This window comes from Micromonospora sp. NPDC049101 (assembly GCF_040648675.1).
Taxonomy (GTDB): domain Bacteria; phylum Actinomycetota; class Actinomycetes; order Mycobacteriales; family Micromonosporaceae; genus Micromonospora.
On record NZ_JBEZED010000008.1, the window covers coordinates 151,922 to 164,073 of the forward strand.

At 71.0% G+C, this 12,152-nt stretch carries 13 protein-coding genes; 4 read left to right on the top strand and 9 right to left on the bottom strand.

Features of this window, described 5'->3' with window-relative positions:
* Nucleotides 1–39 precede the first annotated feature (39 nt).
* Together mqnP and AB0B57_RS13575 are read right to left on the bottom strand one after the other, a co-directional pair.
* The gene (gene mqnP / locus AB0B57_RS13570) at nt 40–1,032 is read right to left on the bottom strand and encodes a menaquinone biosynthesis prenyltransferase MqnP (protein WP_357068713.1); all 993 of its coding nucleotides are present in this window, start codon (nt 1,030–1,032) and stop codon (nt 40–42) included.
* Nucleotides 1,032–2,492: a menaquinone biosynthesis decarboxylase gene (locus AB0B57_RS13575; protein WP_357068715.1), complete on the bottom strand. Its 1,461-nt coding sequence runs from the start codon at nt 2,490–2,492 to the stop codon at nt 1,032–1,034. Before AB0B57_RS13575 ends, mqnP begins: the two co-directional genes overlap by 1 nt.
* A 557-nt stretch (nt 2,493–3,049) precedes the next feature.
* On the opposite strand from AB0B57_RS13575, the gene AB0B57_RS13580 reads away from it, so the two are divergent.
* Nucleotides 3,050–3,925: an alpha/beta hydrolase gene (locus AB0B57_RS13580; RefSeq protein ID WP_357068717.1), complete on the top strand. Its 876-nt coding sequence runs from the start codon at nt 3,050–3,052 to the stop codon at nt 3,923–3,925.
* Between the two features lie 23 nt (nt 3,926–3,948).
* Here the strand turns inward: AB0B57_RS13580 and AB0B57_RS13585 are convergent, their stop codons facing one another.
* Nucleotides 3,949–4,503, bottom strand: coding sequence for a carboxymuconolactone decarboxylase family protein (locus AB0B57_RS13585; RefSeq protein WP_357068720.1), 555 nt, complete (start codon nt 4,501–4,503; stop codon nt 3,949–3,951).
* Between the two features lie 83 nt (nt 4,504–4,586).
* On the opposite strand from AB0B57_RS13585, the gene AB0B57_RS13590 reads away from it, so the two are divergent.
* Complete coding sequence (locus tag AB0B57_RS13590; protein ID WP_357068722.1) at nt 4,587–5,063, top strand: MarR family winged helix-turn-helix transcriptional regulator; 477 nt, start codon at nt 4,587–4,589, stop codon at nt 5,061–5,063.
* Nucleotides 5,064–5,277: 214 nt separating this feature from the next.
* Nucleotides 5,278–5,484 (top strand): hypothetical protein, encoded by a 207-nt coding sequence (locus AB0B57_RS13595; RefSeq protein ID WP_357068724.1) that lies wholly within the window; start codon nt 5,278–5,280, stop codon nt 5,482–5,484.
* Nucleotides 5,485–5,527: 43 nt separating this feature from the next.
* On the opposite strand, the gene ccsB is transcribed toward AB0B57_RS13595, so the two are convergent.
* The 6 genes from ccsB to hemL are packed head-to-tail and all read right to left on the bottom strand — an operon-like array spanning nt 5,528 to nt 11,540.
* A complete protein-coding gene (gene ccsB / locus AB0B57_RS13600; protein WP_357068726.1) occupies nt 5,528–6,505 on the bottom strand; it encodes a c-type cytochrome biogenesis protein CcsB in 978 nt (325 codons plus the stop codon).
* Entirely contained in the window at nt 6,505–8,160 is a 1,656-nt protein-coding gene (locus AB0B57_RS13605; RefSeq protein WP_357068728.1) for a cytochrome c biogenesis protein ResB, read from the bottom strand. Before AB0B57_RS13605 ends, ccsB begins: the two co-directional genes overlap by 1 nt.
* Nucleotides 8,160–8,978, bottom strand: coding sequence for a cytochrome c biogenesis protein CcdA (locus tag AB0B57_RS13610; RefSeq protein WP_357068730.1), 819 nt, complete (start codon nt 8,976–8,978; stop codon nt 8,160–8,162). Before AB0B57_RS13610 ends, AB0B57_RS13605 begins: the two co-directional genes overlap by 1 nt.
* Nucleotides 8,978–9,544, bottom strand: a complete 567-nt coding sequence (locus AB0B57_RS13615; protein ID WP_357068732.1) for a TlpA disulfide reductase family protein — start codon at nt 9,542–9,544, stop codon at nt 8,978–8,980. The genes AB0B57_RS13610 and AB0B57_RS13615 overlap by 1 nt, the downstream gene beginning before the upstream one ends.
* Complete coding sequence (locus AB0B57_RS13620) at nt 9,544–10,191, bottom strand: histidine phosphatase family protein (RefSeq protein WP_357068734.1); 648 nt, start codon at nt 10,189–10,191, stop codon at nt 9,544–9,546. The genes AB0B57_RS13615 and AB0B57_RS13620 overlap by 1 nt, the downstream gene beginning before the upstream one ends.
* A complete protein-coding gene (gene hemL / locus AB0B57_RS13625; protein ID WP_357068737.1) occupies nt 10,188–11,540 on the bottom strand; it encodes a glutamate-1-semialdehyde 2,1-aminomutase in 1,353 nt (450 codons plus the stop codon). Before hemL ends, AB0B57_RS13620 begins: the two co-directional genes overlap by 4 nt.
* A 178-nt stretch (nt 11,541–11,718) precedes the next feature.
* Between hemL and AB0B57_RS13630 the strand changes: the two genes are divergently transcribed.
* A complete protein-coding gene (locus AB0B57_RS13630; RefSeq protein WP_007454492.1) occupies nt 11,719–12,054 on the top strand; it encodes an STAS domain-containing protein in 336 nt (111 codons plus the stop codon).
* The last annotated feature ends 98 nt before the right edge of the window (nt 12,055–12,152 follow it).

Consider the following 12,152-nt stretch of genomic DNA (forward strand, 5'->3'; position numbering starts at 1 on the left):
CTCCGTCCGGACCGCCTCAGAGCCGCAGGCCGAGCCGGATCAGGCCCGCAGGTCGAGCCGGATCACCAGGTCGAGCAGGGCGAAGACGAACAGCGCGATGCCGACGAACCCGTTGGCGGTGAAGAACGCCCGGTTGACCTTGCTGAGATCGGTCGGGGTGACCACCAGGTGCTGGTAGCCGAACGCCACAGCGGTCAGTGCGAGCCCGATCCACCAGAGCCAACCCAGGCCGATCAGCCCGCCGAACCAGATGAACAGCGCGAAGGTCACCACGTGCGCGACAGTGGAGGCGTGCAGCGCGAAGCGGCGACCGTAGCGCGCGGGCACGCTGTGCACGCCGATCTCCCGGTCGACCTCGGAATCCTGGCAGGCGTAGATCAGGTCGAACCCGCCGATCCACAGCCCGACCGCGGCACCGAGCAGCCACGCCGGCCAGGAGCCGTCCAGGGTGCCGGTGACCGCCAACCACGCGCCTACCGGGCCGACCGCCTGGGCGATCCCGAGGATGGCGTGCGGCCAGTTGGTGAACCGCTTGGCGTAGGGGTAGACGACCAACGGCACCACGGCGAGCGGCGCGAGCACCAGGCAGAGCGGGTTGAGCAGGGCGGCGGCGGCGAGGAAGACCACCACCGCGACGGCCGCGCCGGTCCAGGCCGTCCGCACGCTCACCGCGCCGGTCACCAGTTCCCGGTTGGCGGTACGCGGGTTCCGCGCGTCGATCCGCCGGTCGAGGATCCGGTTGGCGGCCATCGCGAACGTCCGCGCGCCGACCATCGCCACAGTGATCAGCAGCAGGTCCCACCAACGCACGTGCCCGCCGTTGACCTGCATCGCGGTCAACGCGGAGAGAAACGCGAACGGCAGCGCGAACACCGAGTGCTCGATCTTGACAAGCTCCAGAAAAGCCCGAACCCGCCCCCGCTCCGGCTCCGGCTCCCGCCTTCTTGCACTTTCCGTCGGGGCAGAAGGGGCGGAAGGGGGCGAATCAGGGACCGAAAGTGCGAGATCGCGGGGGTTGTCTGCGGCGGCCATCAGATCCCGTACTCCTTCCAGCGCTTGTCGACCAGGGCCGTGACCTCGGGGGCCATGCTCATCTCCTCCGGCCAACCGCGGGTGTAGCCCTCGGTGGGCAGCTTGCGGGTCGCGTCGACGCCCGCCTTGCCGCCCCAGAACTGCTGGTACGACGAGTGGTCGAGGTGGTCCACCGGGCCCTCGGTGAGCAGCAGGTCGCGGGCGTAGTCGACGTTGCCGAAGGCCCGGAAGGCGACCTCGTTGTAGTCGTGCACGTCGCAGTCCTCGTCGACGATCACGATCAGCTTGGTCAGCGACATCAGGTGCGCGCCCCAGATCGCGTTCATGACCTTCTGCGCGTGCTTCGGGTAGCGCTTGCGGATCGAGACGATCGCGCAGTTGTGGAAGACACCGGCGGCCGGCAGGTCGTAGTCGACGATGTCCGGGATCATCAACTTGAGCAGAGGCTGGAAGATCCGCTCGGTGGCCTTGCCGAGCCCGTGGTCCTCCTGCGGCGGCTTCGAGGTGACGATCGAGTGGTAGACCGGCTGGCGCTGCATGGTCATCGCCTCGATGTGCAGCACGGGGAACGGCTCGACCGGGGTGTAGAAGCCGGTGTGGTCGCCGAACGGCCCCTCGGGCAGCCGCTCACCGGGCTCCAGATAACCCTCCAGCACGATCTGCGCGTGCGCCGGCACCTGCAACGGCACGGTGAGGCAGTCGACCATCTCCACCCGCTCGCCGCGCAGGAACCCGGCGAACAGGTACTCGTCGATATCGCCGGGCAGTGGGGCACTGGCCGCGTACGAGACGACCGGGTCGCAGCCGATCGCGATCGCGACCGGCAGACGCTGCCCGAGTCGCTCGGCGACCGCGTGGTGGGCCGTCGAGTCCTTGTGGATCTGCCAGTGCATGCCCAGGGTGTTGCGGCCGTGCTGCTGGAGGCGGTAGAGGCCCAGGTTGCGCTTGCCGGTCTCCGGGTGCTTGGTGTGGGTCAACCCGTAGTTGTGGAAGATCCCGCCGTCGTCGGGCCAGACCTGCAACCCCGGCAGCCGGTTCAGGTCGACGTCGTCACCCCGGTAGACGACCTCCTGGCAGGGTGCGGTCTTCACCTTGCGCGGCGGCACCGACTTGAGCTGCATGACCTTGCCGAGGCCCTCCCGGATGCCGGACCAGCCGACCGGCAGCTCAGGCTTGATCAGCGCGCCGATCCGGGCACCGATCTCGTCCAGCGAGTCGACGCCAAGGGCCATCGCCATCCGCTTCTCGGTGCCGAACAGGTTGATCGCCACCGGCATCTCGCCCCGGGTCGGACGCTCGAAGAGCAACGCCGGCCCGCCGGCCCGCACCGTGCGGGTGACCACCTCGCTGATCTCCAGGGTGGGGTCGACCGGGACGTCGACCCGGCGCAACTCCCCCGCGCGCTCCAGCGCCGCGAGGAAGTCCTTGAGATCGGTGTACGGGAAGCCACGAGCCGCCATACCGCCCAGTCTCCCGCACCGACTCCCGAGCGACCCAAGCCGGGTGCTGTGACGCTCGCGATGACCAGGGACCCAGCGGCCAGCCGGTCGCCAGCGCGGGCGACACCGCACGCACCCTCCGCGCCGCACGCACCTTCCGCGCCCTCCGCGCCGCACGCACCTTCCGCGCCCTCCGCACCCTCCGCGCCGCAAGATTCACTCGGGTTTCAGGAAATCGGGGTGTCCAATGGCCTGGGATGGCCCGACTTCCTGAAACCCGAGTGGATCAAGGGCCAGGGCCGAGAACTCGCAGGCATGGCAGGCGGTCGAACGGGTAGCCGGGCAGCCCGGCGGACGGCGGCAGCCCGGCGGACGGCGGCAGCCCTGCGGACGGCGGCAGCCCGGCGGACGGCGGCAGCCCGGCGGACGGCGGCAGCCCGGCGGATGGGCGCGGCGGGAAGCGGCGGCGGACCGGCAGGACGCGGACGGCGGCGGGCGGACCGCGCGCCGCGGGAAGCCGACGCGGACGGGCAAGGACGCGGACGGGCAGGAACGCGGACGGGCGGACGGGGGCGGCGATGAGCGGTGAGCGGGTTCCGGCGGGGTTCAGCGAGCAGCGGGCGCGGGTCGGCCAGATCGCCATGAACTACGTTCGGGGCGGCAGCGGCCCGCCACTGGTGCTCCTGCACGGGTACCCCCAGTGCTGGTACATGTGGCGGCACCTGCTGCCCGAGTTGGGGCGTTCCTTCGACGTGGTCGCACCCGACCTGCGTGGCTTCGGGGGCAGCGACGCCCCGGCCGACGGCTACGACAAGAAGACCGCCGCAGCCGACCTGCACGGACTACTTGACCAACTTGGCCTGGTCGGCGACCTCCGGCTGGTCGGGCACGACCTGGGGACCATGGTGGCGTACGCGTATACCGCCGCCCATCCGCAGCGGGTGAGTCGGCTGGTGCTCACCGAGGCGCCGATCCCCGACGAGAGCATCTACACGTTCCCCGCGCTCACCTCGGCCGGGCCGGGGGTGTGGAACTTCGGCTACTTCTCTCTCGGCAACGGGCTCCCGGAGGAGCTGGTCAAGGGGCGGGAGTCGCTCTGGGTGGACAGGTTCACCGACGCCCTCATGGTGCGCAAGGGCAGCATCGCCGCGCCGGACATCGAGGAGTTCGCGAGTCACCTGCGCGACCCGGCACATCTGCGGGCCAGCTTCGCCTACTTCCGGGCGTTCGAGCAGGACATCGCTGACAACGCGGCGTACCGGGGCACGAAGCTCACGATGCCGGTGCTGGCCGTCGGCGCGGCGGCCAGCCTCGGCGGGCAGATCGCCGAGCAGGTCCGCCGGTACGCCGACGACGTGCGCGGTGAGGTGATCGAGGACTGCGGGCACTGGCTGTACGAGGAGCGCCCGGACGAGATGCTCGCTCTGCTGCGCGACTTCCTTCGGGCGACCTGAGCAGGGTCCGCGGGTGTCCTCGGTCAGGCAGCCGGCGTCCAGGCGTAGGGGGCCAGTGGCGGGTCGAGCGGTGCCCGGGTGAGCCGGTTGGCAAAGGTGGACATGGTGTACGCGCCGACGCCGAACACCACGTCCAGCGCGTGCCGGGGCTGGTAGCCGGCGGCCAGGAAGTCGTCCATCTCGTCGTCGGGCACGCCGCCCCGGTGGTCGAGCACGGCCAGCGTGAAGCGGCGCAGCGCCTCCAGGCGCGGGTCGGGCAGTACCGAGCCGGCACGCAGCGCCGTGATCAGCTCGGGGGTCGCGCCGAGTTGGGTGAGCTTGCCGGTGTGCAGGGCGACGCAGAAATGGCATTCGTGACTGGTGGAGACCGCCAGGATGACCACCTCCTGCTCCAGCGGGGCGAGGTCGGTCTGCTCAAAGCCCGCGCTGGCGGCGAGGAAGCCGGTGAGCAACTGTGGCGAGTTGGCTATCAGCGCCACCGCGGTGGGCAGCCAGCCGAACCGGCCGCGTACTCCCTCGATGGGCCGACGGGCGGCGGCGGGTGCGGTCTCAGCGGTGTGGGCGGTGAAGACGGACATGGTTACCTGCTTTCCAGAGCCTGGATCGGGGCACGTTACGATAGTCAACGTGGTTGACGAAATAGTAAACGTGGTTGTCGAAGATGGCAACCGCTGATCCCGCGCGTCCTGGCTTCGCGCTGCCGCTGCTGCTGCTGGCCGGCTTCCGGACGCTTATCGACGACCTGCACGCCGAGCTGGCCCGGGAGGGGCATCCGGAGCTGCGACCGCTGCACGGATTCGTGCTCCAGGCCGTCGGCGCGGACGGCACCACCGCCACCGAGCTGGGCCAGCGGCTGGGTATCTCCAAACAGGCCGCAGGCAAGACCGTCGATCGGCTGGTCGCCGTCGGCTACCTGGAGCGGGTCGACGACCCCACCGATGCCCGACGCCGACTGGTCCGGGTGACCCCGCGCGGTGCCGACGGGTTACGCCGCTCGGCCGAGATCTTCGACCGGCTGCGCGCACAGTGGGCCGAGACCCTCGGCCCAGCACGGGTCACCGCCATGGAGGACGACCTCCGCACGATGGCCGCCGCCAACTGGTTCCGGCTCGACGTGCCAGGCTGGTTCGGAGGCTGATCGCGACCACGCCACCGCAAGATCCACTCGGGTTCCATGAAGTCGGTTGCATCCAGCCCGCCGGACACCGCGACTTCCTGAAACCCGAGTCGATCAACGGCGGACAGTCGGGCGCGGGACACCCCCACCGCGCAGACCTGGGCCTGAGTCAAGCGCGGCGGACACATCTCACCGATCCTGGCGCATCGACGGGGCGTCAGAGCAGGGTGAGTGCATGTCGGACGCCTACGTTGTCGGTGACCCGGACGGGTTGTCGCCCCTGCTGGTCGAACTGCGCGACACCGTCGCCCGGGAGCTGCACGCCCAACTGGCCCTGCGCGGCGAACGGATCGAGCTGGCCGACGTGCCCGGGGTGTCCTACCAGGTCACCATCCAGGTCGAGCGGGCCCTGCGCGCCTGGCAACCGGATCGCGAGCCGTGACCGGCCCGCACACCGCCCACCGGCCCGCGCGCCGCCTACCGGATCAGTCCAGCCCGCCGTACGAGTGCAGGCCGGTGAAGAAGATGTTCACGCCGAACAGGTTCATCAGCATGGTGAGGAAGCCGAGCACCGCGAGCCAGGTGGCCACGTTGCGCTTGACGCTTGGCGTGGCGCGGGCGTGCAGGTAGCCGGCGTAGACCACCCAGGAGATGAACGCCCAGGTCTCCTTCGGGTCCCAGCCCCACGGCCGACCCCAGGCCGCCTCGGCCCAGATCGCGCCGGCGATGACCGCGAAGGTGAAGACCGGGAACGCGAACGCGTGCAGCGCGAAGGTCAGCCGCTCCAGGCCGACCGCGCCGGGCAGCCGCTTCGCCAGGGTGTACGGGAAGCTCCGCTTGCCCTGCTCGTACCCGTTGCGCATCAGGAAGCCGACCGCCGGCACCGCGCCGAGCAGGAAGATGCCGGACGCGAAGACGATTGTCGAGACGTGGATGACGAACCAGTACGAGTTCAGGGCTGGCACCAGCGGCACGATCGGCACGTACAGGACCAGCTCGGCGGTGGCCACCAGCAGCACCATCACCAGGGTGAGGAACAGCCCGAGCTTACGCAGCGACGGCCGCTTCCAGAGCACCACGAGCCAGGCCGCGACCCCGATGAACGTCACCGTGAGCACGAACTCGTACATGTTGCCCCAGGGCATCCGGTCCGCCGCGAGACCGCGGGTGACAAGCGCCGCGAGGTGCAGCACGGCGGCGAGCGCGGTGGCTCCCACCGCGACCAGGCCGGCGATTCGCGCCCGCCGGGCCGAAGCGTCGGCCGAGGGCGGGACCGGCGCGGGCGACTTCGGGGTGACGCCGCCGCCACCGCCGACGCCCGCACCCACCAGCTCGCGGGCGGGCGACGCCACGGCGGCGCGGGTACGCGCGTTGCCCAGCGCGTACTCGACGGCGTGGCTGATCATCGCGATCAGGTACGTCAGGATCGCGAAGGTCACCAGATTGTCGGAGAGCGCGGACATCACTCGGTCCCTTCTCGCACACCGGCCCGGTCGCTGGAGTCAGCGTCGGTGCCAGCCCGCTCGGCAGCCCGGTCGGCACCGCTGACAGCGGTGACGAGCTGGGCGAACTCGTCGGCGAACCCTGGATAGTCGGTGCGCGGCAACCCACCGGCCTCCACCAAGCTACTACCGTCCGTCGGAGATCCGTTCGCGGGGTCGCCCGGCACCACCCGGAAGAAGACCCGGCGACGTCGCCCGAACAGCGAGCCCATCAGTCCGACCAGCAGGACAGCGCAGCTGAACAGCAGCGGGGTCGCTCCGGGATCGTGCCGGATGGAGAGGGTGACGTACCGCTCGGTGCCCAGGAACTCGACGGTGGAGCCGTCGTCCAACGTCCAGGTCTCGCCCTTGCGGAGCAGTTTGGTGCCGACCTCCTTGACCTTGCCGGTCCGCACCTGCCGCTGGTCGAGTTGGTAGATCGAGCCGGGGATACCGGCGTCCCGGCCGAGGTTGCCCCGGTAGGCGACCAGGTTCAGCACCGGGTTGCGCTCGGCCGGGTACTGCGAGCGCACGAACGGTGCCTGCTCGGGTGCCGTGGGCAGGTAGATGCCGGTGAACGCCATCTGCTGATCGGGTGCGCGCTGACCGGTGGCCGGGTCGACGTTCGCGTCCGCGAAGGCCGCCAGCCCCTCGCTGGTCAGACCCATGTCGCCGGTGGTGAGGAACGGGTCGTCACTGAGTTGGCTGTTGCCGAACCGGTCGGTGTAGCGGATCACCGGGGCGTACCCGTGGCCGAGCAGGTAGACGCTCGCGTCCGTCAACCGCAGCGGCGAGTTGACCGAGAAGTCCGCGCGGCGGGTCGGCTCGTCCGGGCCGTCGACGGTGACCGTGGCGTTGAAGGACTCCGGCTGGCCGGACGGCAGGAACCGGGCCTGGAAGTCGTCCAACCGCAGGCAGAAGCGGGGCAGGTCGGCGCTGTCCACCCGGGGGCCGAGCTTCGCCTCGGCGTACTGCTGGCGGGTGTTGCAGAAGGTGTTGTCCTTGCCCGCCACCAGCAGCCGGTTGCCGCTCCAGCCGTACCAGGAGCCGAGCCCGACGCCGATCAGCACCGCGATCAGCGAGAGGTGGAACAGCAGGTTGCCGGTCTCTTTCAGGTAGCCCTTCTCGGCCGAAACCTCGTCGCCGCGTACCTCGACGCGCCAGCGGCGCTTGCGCAGCACCTCGGCGATCGCCGCGGTGCCACCCGGCGGCGCGGGCAGCACGGTGTGCTGCGGCAGCCGGGCCATCCGCTTCGGCGCGGCCGGCGGCCGGGCCCGCAACGCCCGGAAGTGGTCGCGCAGGCGGGGCGTGATACAGCCGATCAGGGAGGTGAACAGCAGCAGGTAGATCGCGGAGAACCAGACCGAGCCGAAGACCTCGAACGCGCCGATCCGGTCCAGTCGGGGGGCCCAGTCCGGGTGGTCGACGAAGTACTGGTTGACCTTCTCCGGGCTGATCCCCCGCTGCGGCAGCACCGAGCCGGGGATCGCGGCGACCGCGAGCAGGAAGAGCAGGATCAGCGCCGTACGCATGCTGGTGAGCTGCCGCCACGAGTTGCGCAGCAGGGCCAGCAGCCGGTTGGGCCGGCGCCGGGGCGCCGGGGCCACGGTCTCCGGTCGGTCGTCGACGACAGTCATCAGATGCTCACCTCGCCCACCCCGACGGTGGTCTGCAACCAGATCACGAAGCTCTGCCATCCGCCGGTGACCAGCGCCAGGCCGATCAGGATGAGCAGGGCGCCGCCGACCCGGGTGACCCAGCGGCTGTTGCGCCGGACGGCGCGGAAGACCCCGAGCAGACGCTCGAAGCCCAGCCCGAAGACGATGAACGGTATCCCCAACCCGAGGCAGTACGCCACGGCGAGCACCACCGCGCGGTCGCTCTGCCCGCTGGCGGTGGCCATGCCCATCACCGCGCCGAGCGTCGGGCCGGTGCAGGGCACCCAACTGAGGGCGAAGACCGCGCCGAAGACCGGCGCGCCGAGCAGCCCGGCCGACGGCAGTCGGGAGATCCGGAACTCGCGTTGCAGTGCGGGGATCATCCCGAGGTAGCTCAACCCGGCCACGATGATCAGCACGCCGACGCCGATCTGCAACTCGCGCTTGTAGTCGAAGAACACCCGGCCGATGCTGGCGAAGAGGATCGCGGTGGCCACGAAGACGACGGTGAACCCGCCGATGAAGAGCAGCGTGCCGGCGAGCACCCGGCCCTTGACCGCGCCGACCCGCGCGACCCGCTCCTTGACCGCGACACCGCCGGTGGGCGGTGGGGGGTCGGCCGCCGGTCGTCGGCCGTCCAGGTCGGCGCCGGCCAGCCCGGTGACGTACGAGAGGTAACCGGGGACGAGCGGGAGCACGCACGGGGACAGGAAGCTGACCAGGCCGGCGAGCGCCGCCGCGCCGATGGCGAGCAGCAGCGGCCCGGTCAGGGCCAACTCCCGGAAGGTCTCGCCCATCAGCCCGACGCCGGCTTCTCGGCGGCGATCCGTTCGACGAAAGGCATCAGCTCGTCCTTTGTCACGGCACGACGGATCACCACCGCGATCCGGCCCTCGCGGTCCAGCACCACTGTCGCCGGGACGAAGTTCGGTGGGATGTCCAGGGCGAGCGCGGTCCGGCTGGACGGGTCGAACAGGCTCGGATAGGTGACCCGGCCCTCCTCGAAGGCCTTGGCCTTGTCCCGTTCGTCCTGCACGTTGGCGCCGAGGAAGGTCACCCCGGAGCCCTTGGTGGCCTGGTAGACGGCTTCCAGATCGTCCGCCTCGGCACGGCACGGCGCGCACCAGGAGCCCCAGAAGTTGATCACCATCACCTGGCCGCGTGCCTGACTCACGTCGTAGGTGCCGCCGGCGAGCAGCTCACCGGCGAGTTTCGGAGGTGCCGAGCGCTGGTCGGGTGCGCACTCGATGATCCCGTCGGTGGTCGTCGCGCAGGTCTTCTCCTGCCCCTTCGACGTGCAGCCGACCAACGCCACCGCGGCGACGGTGGCGAGCAGGCCGGCGGTCCACCTCCGGGCGTTCATCAGGCCCCCTTGGCCGTCCGGGCTGTCGCGGAGAGGGCGATCAGGTGTGCGGCCGGCTCGCTGTAGCCGATGCCCACCACCTTCGCGCCGTCGAAGTGGAACGAGGTGAGGCTCGCCAGCCCGCACTGCCGCTTGCGCGGGTCGTGCCAGAGCCGCTTGCGCTCGACGTGGCGGCGCAGCGTCCAGATCGGGAGCTGGTGCGACACCAGCACCGCCTCGCGCCCCTCGGCGGCGACCCGCGCGGCGTGCACGGCGGCGAACATCCGCTCGGCGATCACCCGGTACGCCTCGCCCCAGGACGGGGTGACCGGGTCGCGCAGCACCCACCAGTTACGCGGGTCGCGGAACGAACCGTCACCCGGGGACACCTTCTTGCCCTCGAACCAGTTGGCGCTCTCGATCAGCCGCTCGTCCACCCCGACCGGCAGCCCGAACTGGGCGGCGATCGGCTCGGCGGTCTGCTGGGCGCGCTCCAGTGGACTGGCCACCACGTGCACGATCTCCCGCTCGGCCAGGCCCTGCGCGGCGGCCTTGGCCATCTGCACGCCCAGCTCGGAGAGGCGGAAACCGGGCAGCCGGCCGTAGAGGATCTGGTCGGGGTTGTGCACCTCACCGTGCCGGAGCACGTGGACCACTGTCTTGCTCAAGGTTTCTTACCCCCCGTGACCAGCCCAGCCGCTGCCGCCGCGTTGGCCGCCGTGGGCAGCGCCGCGGCGATGTGCTCCAGAGCGGCGTCGTCGATCGCCGCCGACACGAACCACGACTCGAACGCGCTCGGCGGCAGGTAGACGCCGGCGGCGAGCATCGCGTGGAAGAACGCCTTGAACGCCGGCACCTGCTGGGTGCGGGCGCTGTCGTAGTCGACCACGTCGGCGTCGGTGAAGAAGATCGAGAACATGCTGCCCGCGTACGACAGTCGGTGCGGGACCCCGGCGGTGGCCAGCGCGTCGGACGCCAGCTTGCCCACGACGGCGGCCGTGTCGTCGAGCTTGCGGTAGAGCGCGTCGTCGGCGAGCCGCAGCGTGGCCAGGCCGGCGGCGCAGGCCAGCGGGTTACCGGAGAGGGTGCCGGCCTGGTAGACCGGGCCGGCCGGGGCGAGTCGCGCCATGATGTCCGCACGCCCGCCGAAGGCGGCGGCGGGCAGGCCACCACCCATGACCTTGCCGTACGTCCACAGGTCGGCGTCGGAGGCGTCGAGGCCGTGCCACCCGGCGCGGGAGACCCGGAACCCGGTCATCACCTCGTCCACCACGAGCAGGGCCCCGTGCGCGTGCGCGATCCGGGCGAGTTGCTGGTTGAAGCCGTCCCGGGGGGCGACCACGCCCATGTTGCCGGCGGCGGCCTCGGTGATCACCGCGGCGATGTGCGGGCCCTCGGCGGCGAATGCCTCCTCGACGGCCCGGATGTCGTTGTACGGCAGGACGATCGTCTCGCTGGCCGCCGCGCCGGTGACGCCGGGCGAGTCGGGCAGGCCCAGGGTGGCCACGCCGGACCCGGCGGCGGCGAGCAGCGCGTCGACGTGGCCGTGGTAGCAGCCCGCGAACTTGACGATCTTGGAGCGGCCGGTGAAGCCACGGGCCAGCCGAATCGCCGACATGGTGGCCTCGGTGCCGGAGTTGACCAGCCGGACCTGCTCCATCGGGGTCCGGTCGACCAACTCGGCGGCCAGCTCCACCTCACCCGGGGTGGGGGTGCCGAAGCTGGTGCCCCTGGCGGCGGCGGCCTGCACGGCGGCCACCACCTCGGGATGCGCGTGCCCGAGGATCAGCGGACCCCACGAGCAGACCAGGTCGACGTAGCGGCGACCGTCGGCGTCGTACAGCCACGGGCCCTCGCCACGGACCATGAAACGCGGGGTGCCGCCGACCGCCTGGAAGGCGCGCACGGGGGAGTTCACCCCGCCCGGCACGATGGCGCGGGCGCGGTCGAACAGGGCCTCGGAGGCCGGTGCGTCGGCCGGGTAACGGCCGGAACCGGCGGGAAAGATGTCGGTCACGATGCCGCCATTGTGTCAGCGCCACACGGCCAACCAGCAGCCACCCCGCGGTGGGGTTACCGGGCTCACCCCGGGCCGGCGTCGCGTCGGCGGCGGCAGCGCGGGGCCCGTGACCTCGGTGGGCGGCGGCTGACGGCCTCAACAGGCCGGGCCGGGCAGATCGCGCTAGGCTGACCGGGTGGATCGTGCCGAACTGTCCATCACGCTACACCGGACGGGCGACGAAGCAGTGCTGCGCCTGGCCGGTGAGATCGACATGCTCACGGCCGCCCAGCTCTCCACGGTCGTCAACGAGGTGCTGGCCGACCCACCCCCGCGGATCGTGCTCGACCTGGGTGGGGTCACCTTCTGCGACTCGCAGGGCCTGGGCACCCTGGTCGTGCTCAGCCGCAAGGCCAGCCACGCGCAGAGCCTGCTGATGCTGACCCACGTGGGCGACTTCCTGATCCGCGTCCTGGACATCACTGGCCTCCGCAGCGCCCTGATGATCCGCAACGACCAACCCACCGGCTAACCCCACCCCCTCCCCTCCCCTCCCCCCTCCAGTGACCCCGTTGATCATGGGGTTATTGCCATCCGCCTCGGCGTGTCGCAGCTATAACCCCATGATCA

Bases quoted from the DNA above. Each gene is read 5' to 3' on its own strand.
- AB0B57_RS13615 (WP_357068732.1), bottom strand. From the start codon at position 9,544: ATGAACGCCCGGAGGTGGACCGCCGGCCTGCTCGCCACCGTCGCCGCG.
- AB0B57_RS13610 (WP_357068730.1), bottom strand. From the start codon at position 8,978: ATGGGCGAGACCTTCCGGGAGTTGGCCCTGACCGGGCCGCTGCTGCTC.
- mqnP (WP_357068713.1), bottom strand. From the start codon at position 1,032: ATGGCCGCCGCAGACAACCCCCGCGATCTCGCACTTTCGGTCCCTGAT.
- AB0B57_RS13580 (WP_357068717.1), top strand. From the start codon at position 3,050: ATGAGCGGTGAGCGGGTTCCGGCGGGGTTCAGCGAGCAGCGGGCGCGG.
- AB0B57_RS13605 (WP_357068728.1), bottom strand. From the start codon at position 8,160: ATGACTGTCGTCGACGACCGACCGGAGACCGTGGCCCCGGCGCCCCGG.
- AB0B57_RS13590 (WP_357068722.1), top strand. From the start codon at position 4,587: ATGGCAACCGCTGATCCCGCGCGTCCTGGCTTCGCGCTGCCGCTGCTG.
- AB0B57_RS13585 (WP_357068720.1), bottom strand. From the start codon at position 4,503: ATGTCCGTCTTCACCGCCCACACCGCTGAGACCGCACCCGCCGCCGCC.
- AB0B57_RS13595 (WP_357068724.1), top strand. From the start codon at position 5,278: ATGTCGGACGCCTACGTTGTCGGTGACCCGGACGGGTTGTCGCCCCTG.
- AB0B57_RS13575 (WP_357068715.1), bottom strand. From the start codon at position 2,492: ATGGCGGCTCGTGGCTTCCCGTACACCGATCTCAAGGACTTCCTCGCG.
- ccsB (WP_357068726.1), bottom strand. From the start codon at position 6,505: ATGTCCGCGCTCTCCGACAATCTGGTGACCTTCGCGATCCTGACGTAC.